Here is a 14,840-nt window from a genome sequence, read left to right as displayed (position 1 = left end):
GTTTGCTCGGCGGCGCGGACGACCGGGGCGCCCCTCTCAGGTCGTCTCCTCGCGCGGTCAGGTCGTCTCCTCGCGCGGTCAGGTCGTCTCCTCGAGTACCCGCGCGGTGACCGTGTCGCGGAGGTCCTCGCGGACGCCGTGGCTCGAGGCCGCGTCCGTCCGCACCTCGATGACGTGTGAGCCCTCGCTCGTCGTCGCCTCCGCGTAGGCGTCGCGGAAGGCGGATCGATCGCCCCCCTCGACGCGCGCGAACGAGAGGCCGTAGAGGTCCCCCGTCGGCGCGAAGTCGAGGCCGTGCGGCGTCACGAACTGCGTGGTGAACGGCGGGTCGTACGCTTCGATCGGAAGCATGTGGAAGATACCGCCGCCGTCGTTGTTGACGAGTACGACCGTCGCCTCGACGTCGCAGCGATCGAGCGCTAAGAGGCCGTTCATATCGTGGTAGTACGCGAGATCGCCGGTGACGAGCGTCAGGTCGTCCGTCGTCGCCGAGCCGGCGCCGAGCGCCGTCGAGACGATGCCGTCGATGCCCGAGGCGCCGCGGTTGCCGAGCGCCGTGAGCGACTTCGTCGCCGGCGCGCCGAAGCGATCGAGGTCCCGGACCGGCATCGAGTTCGAGACGAAGAGCGTCGACGGGTCCGGCGCGAGATCGAGAATGTCCGCGAGGACGCGGCCCTCGCAGAACGAGTCGGTTTCCTCGAGAACCGCCCGGTGGGCCGAGTCGGCGGCCGTCCAGCGCTCACGCCACGCGGGGCTCGCCGGGCCGGCGAGGTGCCGTGAGAGCCGGCCGAGCAGGCGGGAGGGATCCGCGACGACGAGGTCGGTCGCGGTGAACGCCGCCTCGCGCCAGCCGGAGGCCGGATCGACCACGTACTGTCGGGCGTCGGTGCGAGCGAGATACTCCCGCAGCGGCTTCGAGGTCGGAGACGCGCCCACGCGGACGACGACGTCGGGATCGGGCCACGCCTCGCGGACGCGGTCGCCGAGGAAGCCGTCGTAGCCGCCGATCACCGGCGTCGTGCGGACGAGTCCCCCGTAGCGGACGCCGGAGAGGGGATCCGCGAGGACGGGGAAGCCGCTCGCGTGCGCGAACGCGGCGACCGCCTCGGGATCGATCCCGGGGGCGTCGGCGGGACCGACGACGAGCAGCCCGCGCGGTTCTGAGAGGTCTTCGGCGAGTCCCCGGAGCGCGTTCTCGTCGAGCTCGGGCACGCCGCGCTCGGTCGTGACGAACGCGCCGTCCCGTCCGTCGGCCGCCGTCGGCGGGAGCGTGTCCGGGACGTCGCCCTCGACGGGCGTCGGCTCCAGCGGCTTCCTGAACGGGAAGTTCAGGTGGACCGGTCCCGCCGGCGTGCCACTCGCCCGGGCGACCCCTCGGGCGGCCGTCGTCCGCAGCGAGCGGAGTTTCCGCGGCGTTGCCTCCGGCTCCGCGACGTCGCGGTACCACCGCACGGCGTCGCCGAAGAGCTTCTCCTGATCGATCGTCTGGTTTGCGCCGGAGTCGCGGATTTCCGGGGGCCGGTCCGCCGTCAAGAGCAGCATCGGCACTCGCGACTGCGACGCCTCGATCACTGCCGGGTGGAAGTTGGCCGCGGCGGTCCCGGAGGTGCAGACGAGCGGCGTCACCTCGCCCGTTCGGCGGGCGCGGCCGAGCGCGAAGTACGCGGCGGAGCGCTCGTCGAGGTGCGAGAAGACGTGGATATCGTCGTGGCGGTCGAATGCCACCGTCAGCGGCGTCGAGCGGCTTCCCGGCGAGATGCAGACCGCGTCGATCCCCGCGGCGGCGAGTTCATCGACGAAGGCGCGCGCCCAGAGCGTGTTCCGGTTCGGGTCCGCGGGTCGGTCGCGTTCGGTCATTCGCCCTCCGATTCGAGCTCGTCGAGGATCGGTCGGTACTTCAGCTGTACCTCGTCCCACTCGCGGTCGGGGTCCGAGTCGGCGACGATGCCGACGCCCGCGAAGAGCGTCGCGGCGTCCCCGCGGGCGACCGCCGAGCGAAGCGCGACCGCGAACGTCCCGTAGCCGGCGGCGTCGATCCAGCCGACGGGCGCGGCGTACCAACCGCGGTCGAACGGTTCCGTCTCCCGGATCGTCGCCAGCGCCGCCGTCGGGGGGAGACCGCCGACCGCCGGGGTCGGATGCAGCGCCTCGACCAGCGAGAGCACGTGCTCGTCGCGCTCCAGCGTCGCCGTAATCGGGGTCCAGAGGTGCTGGACCGTCGCGAGGCGCTTGATCCGTCGGGCCCCGCTACCCACTGTCGCCGCGAACGGCGAGAGCTGTTTCTCGATCGTTTCGGCGACCAGCTCGTGTTCGTGGGCGTTCTTGTCGTCCCGTGCGAGCTCCTGTGCGAGCCACTCGTCTTCGGCCGGCGTCTCCCCGCGGCCGGTCGTGCCCGCCAGCGCGTCGGTCTCGACGGTCCGACCGCGGACGGAGACCAGCCGCTCCGGCGTCGCGCCGAAGAACGAGGGGACCGTCGAGTCCGCGGACGGCTCGGGCTCGACCAGGAACCGGTAACAGCCCGGGTACCGCTCGCCGAGCCGCGACAGTACGTCCGGCAGGGAGAGGTCGCTCGCGAGGTCGACCTCGAGCGCCTGCGCCAGCACGACCTTCCGCAGGTCGCCCGCGCGGATGCGATCGACTGCGGCTTCGACGCCCGCGCGCCACTCCGACCGCGGCGTCGTCCGGCGGCGGGAACGGACCCCCGGCGGTTCGGCGATCGGGCCCGGGTCCGGGACCGACGCGATCCGTTCGCGGGCCGTTGCGAGTCGGGACTCGACCGCCTCGGGCGTCGCATCGGGGTCGACGGCGTTGACGGTCAACCACGCGCCGTCGTCCGTCCACGTGACCTGCACGCGCGGGAAGACGAATCGCGCGCCGGGGAAGCCCGCCCACGGGTCCCCCGATGTGCTCTCCGCGTGGAAGGCGAATCCGCCGAAGAGTCGCGGACGCGCCGCCTCCGCCCCGGCGTGGACGTCGCCGGCGGCGAACAGTTCCTCGGCCGCTGCTCGGACCTCATCGAAGCGATCCGGCCCGGACGCCGTGAGCGTCGCCGCCGACCCGCTGCCGACGATGGTGGCCTCGTCCGGCGCGCTCCAGACGGTCCGCGGCCCGTCGGCTTCGCCGAGTATCGCACGGAACGACGGCGTCTCGATCGGAACCGACCGACTGACGAGCCGCCCCGCCGTCGGATCGGTCCGCAGCGATTCCATTGGTGAATTTCGGGACGCCATACTCTTTTATTTGACTATACGCCCGGCACGATCAATCGGACGTTCGGCGGGTGATCGACGCGCCTACCGGGCGGGGCGTGAAAAAATACGCTATACTGGAATAAATATATAGATTGTGCAAAATTTAGCTCTGCATTAAGAAAAGTATAGTTCCCGATATGGTGAAACTTCGCCGCAGGGTTTAAATAACCCGGATCCAAACCCCCTCGTGTTCAAATGCCCAAGGTGAACATCAACGTCCCCGAACACCTCGAAATGCAGATCGCCCGACTCGTCGACCAGGGCGAGTTCGTTAACCGCGAAGAGGCCATCGAAGAGTTGCTCTCGACCGGGCTCCGCGCGTTCAAGACCAGCGGGCCGCTGGACGAAGACGATCACCTCGAGGACGACGGGATGATGGGACACGAGGACGAGTACGTCTTCTAGACCGTGTCAGCCCCCACCAATAATCCTTAAATCGGCCTCTTACGTATCCACGTCTATGCACAAAGAGGAGCTCTTGGAGTTACACGAACAGATGGTTATTATCAAGGACAACTTCGCGGCGCGGGAAGACGTCGACGAGACGATTTTCGACCCCTACGAGCAGCTGAGCGTCGACCCCTCTCACGTCCACAAGTCCAAGAGCGAGCACAAGCACGCTGTCTTCGTCCTCGGTAACGCGCTCGCGACGGCGATGAGCGAAGACGAGTTCTCCAACGCCGGCCGCGTCGGGAAGCGGATGCAGGAACTCGCCGACGACGCGGAACGGAAGATCTGAGAGGCTGACAGCGCTCCGATAGTCTTCGCTTACCGGCTCTCCGCAGTGGATAGCGACCGCATACGGATGGTTTCCGACATCCCGATGCGGCGGAATCGACGGACCGGAAACGGCGTGGTTTCTTAACCGTCGGGGGTGTGGTCGCTGACGATGGATTCACTGCCGGTCGATCTCCTCCAGCGCGCCGCCGTCGCGGCCGCGCTCCTCGGGTCCCTCGCCGTCGTCGCTGTCGTCGACCGGCCGTCGCCGGCGGGGGCGCGACTCCGACGACGCTTCGTCCTCGGTGTGCCCTGGGGGACGCTCGTGGCCGGGGTCGGCGTTCTCGCCGTGTATCTCTTCGTGCAGGGAGGGCTTCGTCACTGGTACTCTCCCGTGACGATCCCCTTCCGCGCGTGGTCGTACCTCTACCCGCTCGGGATGGCGTCGGCGGCGTTCTCACACGGCGGCGCCGGACACCTCGTCGGCAACCTCGTCGGGACGCTCACGCTCGCGCCGCTGGCGGAGTACGCGTGGGGTCACTTCCCCCGCGAGCGGGGCTCGCAGTCGTTCTCGTCGCTCCGCACCAACCCATACGTCCGCGCGTTCGTCGCCTTCCCCGCGGCCGTCTTCGTCGTCGGCCTCCTCACGTCCGTGTTCGCGCTGGGGCCGATCATCGGCTTCTCCGGCGTCGTCTTCGCCTTCGCGGGCGTCGCGCTCGTCAACTACCCGATCGGGACCGTGGTCGCGCTGGCCGTCGGAAGCGCGCTCCGATTGGTGTACAACGCGCTTTTGACGCCGGTGCTCACCGCCAGCGGGCGCCCGGCCTACATCACGCCGTGGTGGGCCGACATCGCTATTCAGGGTCACGCGCTCGGCCTGCTCATCGGGGTCCTCGTCGGCGTCCAGATCGTCCGCGCCCGCCGACACCGCGATCGGCCGAGCGCCCGACGCCTCTGGCTCGGTGCGACGCTGTTCTCCGTCGAGCAGTCGCTGTGGGCCGTCTACTGGTACCGCGGCGGCGAGACGTACGTACTCTACCGGGCCGTCGGTGTCGTACTCGTCACCGCGCTGGCGCTCGTCATCGTCTTCGCGGTCGTCGCCCGCGACGAGCCGCTTCTCACGTGGTCGCTCGCCGGTGACAGCGGCGTCGTCCGGCACTGGCAGGTCGCCGCCGGCGTGCTCCTGTTCACGACTGCTGCGATCGCCGGTCCCGCCGTCCCCGCGAACCTCTACACCGCCGACTCCGGGGCGCTCCCGGGGGATGAACTGACCGTCCGCGACTACGAGGTGACCTACGCCGAGGACGTCAGAAACGGCCTCGTCGCGGTCGTCGACGTCGAGGCGTTCGGCGAGACGACGGCGGTCAACACCTCCGGGGTCATCGTCCGCAGCGAGGAGCGCGGCATCTGGACGACGGCGGTGACGAAGGGTCGGCTGGCGTTCGACGGGCAGGTCGCCGTCCGCCTCGGCGGCGTGGGATGGCGGGAGACGGTCTACGCGCAGCGGGACGGCTGGGAGGTGCTCGGCAACGACACGGCCTACCGCGTCGCGCTCGGCGATGCCGAATCCGGCCGCGTGGTGTACACGTCCGACCCCGTCACCGCCGCGCCGACGCTCGCCGGCCGGAACGTGACGGTCGTCCCGGGCGAGGGCGGGTACTACCTGCGCGTCGAGCGGGGGAACGACACGCTCAGTTCGGGGCTCCCCGCGCACAACGAGTCGGTGACGGTCGACGGCCTGACGTTCACCCGGGACAACTCCAGCGTGTTCGTCACCTACGATCGGACCCGACTGCGACTGCTCGAGAAAGAGACCTACGAGTAGGCGACCGACTCGGGAGCCGGCTCACGCCGACCACTCGATCCGGTACACCTCGGTGTCGATCACTTCGGAATCGGCCTCGTGAAAGTCGAACTGCCGGTCGATGGGGAACGTCGCGCGGAACGCCTGCGTGACCTCGCCGCCGCGGTCCGCGGCGAACGACTCGACGAACGACTGTGAGCCCTCGTTGTGGATCGAATACGACACGTCGGCGAGGTCGGCGGCCGTCGCGAGGAACGCCCGATCGGCGTGTTCGTTGCCGTTTTGGGCCCCGAACGGCGGGTTCATCAACACCGTCGTCGGCCCGTCCGGGCAGAGCGGCGCGCGCGTCGCGTCGGCGAGCACCCACCCGACCGGGGTGGTCGTCCCCACGCGCCGACGGTTCGCGACGGCCGTCTCCAGCGCCGATCGGTCGACATCGACGCCGACCACCCGGGCCGGCCCCCGAAGCGCGGCCCCGAGCGCCAACATCCCGGTGCCCGTACCGAGGTCGACGACGGTCCGCGCCTCCACGTCACCGTTCAAATCGGCGACGTGAACCACGTGCGCGGCCAGTTCCGGCGGCGTCGGGTACTGCTCGAGATCAGCCCGCGGGTCCTCGAACCCGGCGACGACCGCCAGTTGCGTCTCCAGCGCCGATTTCGTCGCCATCAGCGGAACCTCCGCGCGATCCGGAAACCGGGGACACGCAACGGACCGAGAGGCTCGCCCGCCGCTCGGGACCCGTCCGTGTGACGCGCGGGTGCACCGATCCGTTTCATCGGGAGATAATTCCCTCCGATAATATAAAAAGCCTTCTCGAATACGGCCGGTAATCCCCGTCCGGGTTTGTATCGTCTGCGATATGTCACGTCAGTAGGCGCGCCGGAGGACCACCGAATCGGTCTCGTCGCGGACGGTGATCACGTCGCCGGCGTTGTTCCACACCGCGCCGTCGGCGTCCCAGTGGACGGTCGCGTTCGTATCGCGGCCCGCTCCGGTCCGAAGAGTCAGTTCCCCGCCGGGCGCCACCCGCGTTCCCGCCGGGAACGCGTAGGTGTGACCGCCGTCGTCGCTGACGGTCCACCCCGAGAGGTCGAGGCGCTCCCCGCCGACGTTCCGGAACACCACGTACTCGTCGTTGCGGTTCTCGTGGTCGTTGCCCGCGGCGTCGGCGTGGATCTCGGCGACTGCGAGCGGGCCGCCGCCGTCGGCGAGGGCGGTCCCGGTGGCGGCCGTCGACGGGGATCCGGCGTCCGCCGGCGCGTCGATGCACGACCAGAGCCCGCGCCGGGCGTCGCGGGCGTCCGCTTCCGCCCGCTCGTAGCGTTCACGTTCGGTAAAGGTACTCGGGTACACGCGGGCGTGCCCCTCCCGAAGCAGGGCGTGGTTGAACGACTCGGTACCGACGTAGACGTACGCGAGCAGGCGGCCGTAGTAGCCCCGCCGGTCCGACCGCTCGTCGAAGACGAGCGTCACCGACTCCCCCGTCAGTCGATCTTTCGCGTAGGCTGAGGCGTCCTCGCCGGCGCGGTCGAGACACCGCGCGCCGGCGTCGGTGGCGGGTACGCCCGCGAAGTCGCCGGGGTCGGTCTCCCCGTAGACCTCCGGCGTGTCGACGCCGAGCAGTCGGACGGTCTCCCGCGTGCCGTTCGGGTACGCGACCTTCACCGTGTCGCCGTCGACCACATCGGTCACGGAAACGCGTACCCCCTCGATCGACGCTTCCTCGACTGTAGCCTCCTCGACCGAAGCCCGCTCCGTCGTCCGCGACTCGGCGTCCGGGACGCCCGACAGACAGCCGGCGAAAACGAGCGAAACGACGACGAGGAGCGTCAGCCAGCGCATACTGACACTTCGGCCGTGCGGGGCATATACCGATCGGGACGCGCCTTTCGGGTCCGTCTCCACCCGACATATTTATATTCTGTCACAAAGGTTTAAATTCACCGTTCACCACAAACCTTATAATGGAACGTTCGCGTCGTCAGCGCCAGCGAGAGCAGGAGACCGAACAGACAGACGACGAGCGGGTCGTCTGCCCGGAATGCGAGTCGTCCAACATCGTCACGGACGCCGATCAGGGCGAGCTGGTCTGTGACGACTGCGGGCTGGTCTTGGACGAACAGCAGATCGATCGGGGACCGGAGTGGCGGGCGTTCAACCACTCAGAGCGGCAGTCGAAGTCCCGCGTGGGCGCACCAATCACGGAGACGATGCACGACCGCGGGCTGACGACGACGATCGACTGGAAGGACAAAGACGCCTACGGGCGCTCGCTCTCCTCGGAGAAGCGCTCGCAGATGCACCGGCTGCGGAAGTGGCAAGAGCGCATTCGGACGAAGGACGCCGGCGAGCGCAACCTCCAGTTCGCGCTCTCCGAAATCGACCGAATGGCCTCCGCGCTCGGCGTGCCGCGTTCAGTACGTGAGGTCGCGTCCGTGATCTACCGACGCGCGCTCAACGAGGACCTCATCCGCGGGCGATCGATCGAGGGCGTCGCCACCTCCGCGCTCTACGCCGCCTGCCGGCAGGAGGGCATCCCGCGCTCGCTCGACGAGGTCGCAGAGGTCTCGCGCGTCCCCCAGAAGGAGATCGGCCGAACGTATCGCTACATCTCCCAAGAACTCGGTCTCGAACTCAAACCGGTCGACCCCAAGCAGTTCGTGCCGCGGTTCGCCTCATCGCTCGGGCTGAGCGAGGAAGTCCAGTCGAAAGCGACCGAGATAATCGACGTCTCGGCCGAGCAGGGACTGCTCTCGGGGAAGTCGCCGACGGGCTTCGCGGCCGCGGCGATCTACGCGGCGTCGCTGCTCTGCAACGAGAAGAAGACCCAACGCGAGGTCGCAGACGTCGCGCAGGTGACGGAAGTCACCATCCGCAACCGCTATCAGGAGCAGATCGAAGCGATGGGGTTCAGGTAGGACCGCCGAACGGGCCGCTCACTCGACGACGTCGACGCTCGTGAACTCAAAGCGCGCGCCGCCGGTCTCGCTCTCGATCACGGCGACGTCCCACTCGTGGGCGTCGGCGATCTGCTTGACGATGTTCAGTCCGAGCCCCGTCCCGTCGTCCGCGGTGGTGAACCCGGTCTCGAACACGCGGTCGCGTTCGTCTTCGGGGATTCCCGGGCCGTCGTCGGAAACGTAGAAGCCGCCGTCCGTATCGCCGATCGTCATCGTGACGGCGTTACCGGCGTGCTCGACGGCGTTCCGGAGGAGATTCTCGAGTAGCTGCTGGAGCCGGGAGCGGTCCGCACGGATCGTCCGCTCGGTGTCGACGATGAGCGTCGCGTCCGCCGTCGACACGGTCTGCCAGCAGCTCTGTGCGATCGAATCCAGCGCGATCGGCTCGGTTCCGCTGGTGCGACCGCCCTCGCGCGCGAGGATCAGCAGGTCTTCGATCAGCTCCTCCATCCGGTCGAGCGCGTCGCGGGCGGCGTCGAGGTGGTCGCTCTCGTACTCCGCTTGCACCAGATCGATCCGCCCCTCCGCGACGTTCAGCGGGTTTCGGAGGTCGTGGCTGACGACCGTGGCGAACTGCTCGAGCCGGTCGATCTGCCGTTCGAGCTCCCGCTCGTCGGCCTTTCGCTCGGTGATGTCGCGGCTGAACGCGATGAACCGCTGTTCGCTGTCGAGCTCCATTTTCGTGACCCACACCTCTACCGGGAACGTCGTCCCGTCGCTCCTGCGGTGGCTCCCCTCCAACTGGATCCGCTCACCGACGCTGGCTGTCGTCCACATCAACTGCAGCTCCTCGCGCGTGTGTTCGACCTCGAACTGCGAGACGTTCATCGAAAGCAGTTCCTCACGCGAGTAGCCGAGGTTCTCGATCGACTGCCTGTTGACCTGGGAGACGTCCCCCTCGGCGTCGTGGACGATGATCGCATCCGGCGAGTGCTCGAAGAGCGCCCGCAGCCGTTCTCGGCTGCGCTCGAGTTCCGCCTCGCGGCGCTTCAGTTCGCTGATATCGGCGTTGACGGCGACGAACCCCTCGATGGTGCCGTCGTCGCCGTCGACGGGGGCGATCGTCTGATCGACGACGTACCGCTCGCCCGACTTCCGCTTGTTGACGATCTCGCTCCGCCAGACGTCCCCCGAGAGGATCGTATCCCACAGCCGCTCGTAGAACTCGCGGTCGTGTTCGCCCGATTTCAAAATCGCCGGCGTCTGCCCGATCGCCTCCTCGGCCGCGTATCCCGTCGCCTCCTCGAAGGCGGGGTTCACGTACCGGATCTTCCCGTTCCGATCGGTGAAGTAGACCGAGTGACCCGACGCCTCGATGGCCTTCCGGGAGCGGCGGAGCTGTCGGGTCTGTCTCCGGCGGTCGGTTACGTCTCGGAGGATCCCGTCGACGTAGGTCTCGCCGTCCGCGTCGGTCAGGACCGCGGTCATCGATCCCCATCGCTCCTCGCCGGCCAGCGTCTCGACCCGCACGTCTCTGTTCCGAACGACGCCGTCCCGCTCGAGCCGTCGGTCGCAGTCCGCGTCGCTCGTCGCCCCCCGGTAGAACTCCGACACCGGCCGTCCGCGGAGCGCGTCGGGGCCGTCCGCGCTAAGGAAGTCCGCGAGCGCCGCGTCCGCCTCGACGATCCGGCTCTCCCTTCCGATCGTGGTTCGGAACGACCCGACGTCGAGAGCGGTCAGCAGCCGTTCGTAGCGCTCTCTGTGCGTCGTCGCTTCCGCGCGCGAGAGTGCGTGTCCTACGCGAGTGGCGAGCTCGGCCAGCCGCGCCCGCTCGCGCTCGTCGAAGGGTTCCGTCCGGTCGGTTTCGACCGTCAGAATGCCGTACTCGTCGCCGTCGTAGTCGATTTGGACGGCCGCGCTCGACACGCCGTCCGCCGGCGCTCGCTCGATCTGCACGGGCGGACCCACGCCACCGTCTGAGGCGGCCGGTTCCGGACCAGAGCCGTGGATCCGGGCGGTATCGTCGATTCGGGCGGTCCGGTAGTGATCGGATTCGCCGAGGACCTCACAGACCCGCCGCTCGATCGCTGCCCGCGACTCGGCGCGGACGGCGGCCTCCTCGGCCGTCTCACAGGTTCGACGCAGCCGCTCGTGCGCCGCGTCGCGTCGGGCCGTCCGGTACGTCTCGACGGCGTCTCGAACGCTGTCTGCGAGCCGTTCGTACCGCTCGGAGTCCGCCCCCGAGCTGAGGTAGGCCGTCACGCCGGCATCGACTGCGCGGCTCGCGACCGCTTCACCGCCGTCGTCGGCGACCAGCACGAACGGCAGTTCGGGACGCGATTCGCGCACGCGTTCCAGCAGCTCCACGCCGTCCATTCCCGGGAGCCGATAGCCGGAGACGACACAATCGAACCGATCGGCCCCGTCCGCAAGCTGATCGAGGCCGTCGTCGGGGTGGGTTTCGGGTACGACTTCAACGTCTTCAACCGTCGCCGCGAGGAACTCCGACAGCGAGTTGGGGGCGTCGTCGTCGACGTGAAGCAGCCGAGTCCCACCAGTCATACTGGCGATGTAACCTGCCTCGCGGTTATAGATTGGGTTACGGCGCTCGGGCGCGGTCGCCGGGACGCGAGCGCGTCGACGGCGGGGTCGGTCCCGGACGCCCCGGTCGCGACACCGGCCGATCGGGTGAACACTACCACTTCGCGGTTCCACAGTCCGAGTCGGTACGTCGCCGCCCGGTACTCGGGGCCGAGACGGGTCACGAGCGCGTCGCGGTGTCTCGGCTCCGAGACGACGACCGGCGGGGCGGGCGCGTCCCCCGCCGCTTCGACAACCGAGACGTTCTCCGCGCTCGTGGCGTCCGCGCCCGCGGCCTCGACGTACCACGGTAGCGGGAGTCGGTTCCCCCACGCGTCGCTCGACGGCGGGGACCCGGTGTCGCGGCCCTCGGGGACGTGATACGTCGATCCCACGTACAGGACCTCGACCGTCTCCGAATCGACGTCGGCGGCAGCGCGGACGGCCGCGGCGAACGGTTCCAGATCGTCGCTCGGCTGGGCGAACTGCGCGAGTTCGGTATCCCGGTCGGCGGGGGCGTAGACGCCGGCCGCGACCGCGCCTCCCTGGGCGGCGATCGCGAGGATGACGAGGACGACAGCGACGACGGTTCCGGCGTCGATCGTCGCTCGTACGCCGGCGCCGCCGGACTCGGCGCCGAGAGCGGCTCCGGGGCGCGCATCGTTCGGACCGGTCGCGTCGCCCGCGGTCGTCGCGCCCCACCGGAGCAACGCGACGAGGCCGACCGCGGCCGGAAGCGACAGGGGCGCGACGACGTGCACGAGCGTCCACGGCGCGGAGACCTCCGCGATGGTCGGGAACACGGCGGCGGCGAGCAGTCCCCAGTAGCCGACGCCTTCGACGAGCGGCCGGCGTTTCGCGGCGTATCGCGCCCGGAGCGTCGCCGCGACGCCGAAGACCACGACGGGGGCCGCGAGCGCGAGCAGGAGCGATGCCGCGTCGCTCACGTACGGGAGAATCGCGTGGGTCCCGTCGGGGAATCGGTCGACCACGCGCACGCCGATGAAGCGTCCGAGCGCGCCGACTGTTCCCTCGTAGATCGCGAGATACAGTTTCGTCGGATCGTAGAGGCCGACGTCGACGCCGGGACCGGACCGTGGCGCGAACAGGAACACGGTCGCGGCGGTCGCGAGGAGGCCGGCGCGGGCCGCCGGCGTCGCCTGCCCGCTCAGCCGGTCGCGGAGCGAGGCGGCGGTCCGCCGAACGGCTGCGGTGTCGCCGGCGGCGACGCGTCGCTGTTCGATCACGAGGACCCACGCCGCGAGCCAACAGACGAGATAGCCGACGACGAACCCCGAGGCCGACGCCGCCAGCGGGAGCACCACGGCGGCGGCGTACGCGTCGCGCCGGCTTCGGCGGTCCCACGATCGGAGGGCGAAGCCGACGAACGCGAGCCCGAAGAGCGCCAGCGGGACGTCGCCGCGGAGGAACCGCGAGTAGTAGAGGACGAGCGGCTGGACGGCCAAGGCGGCCGCGAAGAGGACGGTTTCGGCGTCGTCGAGCCGATCGCGAAAGAGGAGCGAAACGAGCGGGAGAGCGGCGCCGAGGAGCGCGACCGGAAGACGGGCGATGAACTCCGAGACGCCGAGAAGCGAAAAGAGCGCCCGATCGAGGAGATACAAAAGCGGCCCGCCCGCGACCGGGCGGTACTGGAACGCGCCGGTGTCGAGATAGCGGAGCGCCCAGTAGCCCACGCGGGCCTCGTCCCAGTGAAACGGCCGCGAGCCGAGCCCGAACAGTCGAAGGCCGGCTCCGGCGAGCGCGATCGCGAGGACGGCGGCGGTGACGCGGTCCGGAACGAGCGCGCGGCCGAGGCGAGCGGACGCCTCACCGAGCGGCCGCGAGCGGTGAGTCGACTCCGCGGAGCGCCGCTGGGGCGTCCGCTTCCGGGCGTCTCCCCGATGCGGACTGACGCTTCCGTCGTCGCTCTCGCGTGACATCGTCGGTCCCTCTCTCCCGGGAGATAGAAGCTTTGTGATCGCAATCGGGTGCGGGGTGGCAGTGTCGCGGTCGGCGACGGCTTCGACGTACGCTGCCGGCTTGGGACGTCTCACCGGCATCGTCGGGGTACCGATCCGCAACGCCCAAGCGCCGCCGCGACCCACATCCGATATGTCTATCGTCGAGTCGCTCCCGCCGCGCCCGCTCGCACCCGAGGAACTGCTCCGACTCAACGCCGCCGACGCGCTCGAACTCGTCGTTCCCATCGAAGACGAGGGGCGCGCCTCCGGCGTGCTCGTCGCGACGACCGAGTGGGTGAAGGGCCTCGCGTTCGATGCCGCCGCGGGGTCGTGGACGGTCGTCGAGACCGTTTCCCTCGACGGCGACAGCGAACGGATCGACGGGATGCAGACCTGTGAGGCAGAGATTATCCGGTTTCGAGGGGACGATCCCGAGGAGGTGACCGCGGCGGACGCGCCGGGGACCTACGAGCCGACCGTCGACGACGGGGCACCTGTCACCGACGACGGGACGCCCATCGACGACGACGCGTGAGCCGCTGCCGATTGGGCTATCGACTCGCCGTTCGAGACGGCCATCGGCTCGCCGTTCGAGACGGCCTCCCGTTCCGGCGACCGGGCGCGGTCGGAGTCGCTGCCGGGTCGTGACATCCGAGGATACATTCTATAACCCTCCGGCGCGTACGCCGGCGTGAGGCGATGTACGACAACATTCTCGTTCCGACAGACGGAAGCGATGCCACCGAGGGAGCCGTCGACCACGCCATCGAACTCGCGAAACAGTACGACGCGACGCTGCACGCCCTGTACGTCGTCGACACGGGCGCGTACTCCTCGCTGGAAGTCGGCTCCGACATCGTCGTCGAGGCGCTCAGAGAGGAGGGGACAAAGGCGGTCGAGGAGGTCAAATCGGAGGCGGAATCCGCCGGTATTGCCGTCGAAACGGCCGTGGAAACCGGGATCGCCCACCGAGCGATCGTGGACTACGTCGACGACGAGGACATCGACCTCGTGGTGATGGGGACCCACGGACGCACGGGCGTCGGTCGCTTCCTCCTCGGCAGCGTCACCGAAAAGGTCGTTCGGACCGCTAACGCGCCCGTGCTGACGGTCCGCGCGACGCCGACAGACGAATCCGATGCCGCGGACGCATCCGACGCGTAGACACCGGCAGCCGAGAGGCGAGTCGCGGGACCGACGACTCGCGCGTCGACCGGTTCGCAAAGAGTTTTGCACCGTTCTGTCGAACGGAGTGGTATGACCGAATACACCGTCGAGTTCGTGGGCACAGACGAGACCATCGAGGTGTCGGACAAGCAGACGGTTCTCAACGCCTGCATCGAAGCGGGGATCGCTCAGGAGTACTCCTGCCGCGTCGGGATGTGTCTGGCCTGCTCCGCGGAGATTATCGAGGGCGAGGTCGTCCAGCCCGCGGCGCGAGCGCTCACCGACGAGGAACGCGAGAACTACGCGCTGACCTGTATGGCCCGCCCGCAGAGCGATCTCAAACTGGACCGCGGCGTGTACCCGCCGAGCATCGAGGCCGACGCGGCGGACGCACCCGCCGCAGCGGACGACGACTGATCGAGCGTCGCCCCCGGCGTCCGACTCAGACACCGAGGCG

General features: G+C 69.2%; 13 protein-coding genes. 7 read left to right on the top strand and 6 right to left on the bottom strand.

The genetic code is table 11. The annotated features are described in order from the left end of the window. Positions 1-78: 78 nt before the first annotated feature. Together menD and ACT3HL_RS07285 are read right to left on the bottom strand one after the other, a co-directional pair. Positions 79-1,857, bottom strand: a complete 1,779-nt coding sequence (gene menD / locus ACT3HL_RS07290) for a 2-succinyl-5-enolpyruvyl-6-hydroxy-3-cyclohexene-1-carboxylic-acid synthase (RefSeq protein WP_445086150.1) — start codon at positions 1,855-1,857, stop codon at positions 79-81. Further along, complete coding sequence (locus ACT3HL_RS07285; RefSeq protein WP_445086149.1) at positions 1,854-3,209, bottom strand: isochorismate synthase; 1,356 nt, start codon at positions 3,207-3,209, stop codon at positions 1,854-1,856. Before ACT3HL_RS07285 ends, menD begins: the two co-directional genes overlap by 4 nt. A gap of 237 nt (positions 3,210-3,446) precedes the next feature. Here ACT3HL_RS07285 and ACT3HL_RS07280 point away from each other — a divergent pair, with 237 nt between their 5' ends. The 3 genes from ACT3HL_RS07280 to ACT3HL_RS07270 all read left to right on the top strand — a co-directional run bounded on the left by ACT3HL_RS07280 (position 3,447) and on the right by ACT3HL_RS07270 (position 5,793). After that, the gene (locus tag ACT3HL_RS07280) at positions 3,447-3,656 is read left to right on the top strand and encodes a DUF7120 family protein (protein WP_445086148.1); all 210 of its coding nucleotides are present in this window, start codon (positions 3,447-3,449) and stop codon (positions 3,654-3,656) included. 55 nt (positions 3,657-3,711) lie between these two features. Next, positions 3,712-3,990, top strand: a complete 279-nt coding sequence (locus tag ACT3HL_RS07275; protein WP_445086147.1) for a UPF0058 family protein — start codon at positions 3,712-3,714, stop codon at positions 3,988-3,990. 150 nt (positions 3,991-4,140) lie between these two features. Further along, the gene (locus ACT3HL_RS07270; protein WP_445086146.1) at positions 4,141-5,793 is read left to right on the top strand and encodes a rhomboid family intramembrane serine protease; all 1,653 of its coding nucleotides are present in this window, start codon (positions 4,141-4,143) and stop codon (positions 5,791-5,793) included. 21 nt (positions 5,794-5,814) lie between these two features. Here the strand turns inward: ACT3HL_RS07270 and ACT3HL_RS07265 are convergent, their stop codons facing one another. Together ACT3HL_RS07265 and ACT3HL_RS07260 are read right to left on the bottom strand one after the other, a co-directional pair. Beyond that, on the bottom strand, positions 5,815-6,441 hold the full coding sequence (locus ACT3HL_RS07265; RefSeq protein WP_445086145.1) for a methyltransferase: 627 nt from the start codon (positions 6,439-6,441) through the stop codon (positions 5,815-5,817). A 201-nt stretch (positions 6,442-6,642) separates the two neighbouring features. Further along, entirely contained in the window at positions 6,643-7,617 is a 975-nt protein-coding gene (locus ACT3HL_RS07260; protein WP_445086144.1) for a thermonuclease family protein, read from the bottom strand. A gap of 122 nt (positions 7,618-7,739) precedes the next feature. Between ACT3HL_RS07260 and ACT3HL_RS07255 the strand changes: the two genes are divergently transcribed. Continuing rightward, positions 7,740-8,693 carry a transcription initiation factor IIB gene (locus ACT3HL_RS07255; protein ID WP_445086143.1) on the top strand — a complete coding sequence of 318 codons (954 nt, stop codon included), beginning with the start codon at positions 7,740-7,742 and terminating at the stop codon, positions 8,691-8,693. Between the two features lie 18 nt (positions 8,694-8,711). On the opposite strand, the gene ACT3HL_RS07250 is transcribed toward ACT3HL_RS07255, so the two are convergent. Together ACT3HL_RS07250 and ACT3HL_RS07245 are read right to left on the bottom strand one after the other, a co-directional pair. Next, the gene (locus ACT3HL_RS07250) at positions 8,712-11,237 is read right to left on the bottom strand and encodes a PAS domain S-box protein (protein ID WP_445086142.1); all 2,526 of its coding nucleotides are present in this window, start codon (positions 11,235-11,237) and stop codon (positions 8,712-8,714) included. Then, on the bottom strand, positions 11,234-13,195 hold the full coding sequence (locus tag ACT3HL_RS07245; protein WP_445086141.1) for a flippase activity-associated protein Agl23: 1,962 nt from the start codon (positions 13,193-13,195) through the stop codon (positions 11,234-11,236). The genes ACT3HL_RS07250 and ACT3HL_RS07245 overlap by 4 nt, the downstream gene beginning before the upstream one ends. A gap of 172 nt (positions 13,196-13,367) precedes the next feature. On the opposite strand from ACT3HL_RS07245, the gene ACT3HL_RS07240 reads away from it, so the two are divergent. The 3 genes from ACT3HL_RS07240 to ACT3HL_RS07230 all read left to right on the top strand — a co-directional run bounded on the left by ACT3HL_RS07240 (position 13,368) and on the right by ACT3HL_RS07230 (position 14,800). Next, positions 13,368-13,751 carry a hypothetical protein gene (locus ACT3HL_RS07240; protein WP_445086140.1) on the top strand — a complete coding sequence of 128 codons (384 nt, stop codon included), beginning with the start codon at positions 13,368-13,370 and terminating at the stop codon, positions 13,749-13,751. A 164-nt stretch (positions 13,752-13,915) separates the two neighbouring features. Next, positions 13,916-14,380, top strand: coding sequence for a universal stress protein (locus ACT3HL_RS07235; RefSeq protein WP_445086139.1), 465 nt, complete (start codon positions 13,916-13,918; stop codon positions 14,378-14,380). A 93-nt stretch (positions 14,381-14,473) separates the two neighbouring features. Further along, positions 14,474-14,800, top strand: a complete 327-nt coding sequence (locus ACT3HL_RS07230; protein WP_445086138.1) for a 2Fe-2S iron-sulfur cluster-binding protein — start codon at positions 14,474-14,476, stop codon at positions 14,798-14,800. The last annotated feature ends 40 nt before the right edge of the window (positions 14,801-14,840 follow it).

Source organism: Halobellus sp. GM3 (assembly GCF_052545375.1).
The sequence above is the reverse complement of the archived record's forward strand: the minus strand, read 5'-3'. Positions and strand labels throughout refer to the sequence as shown.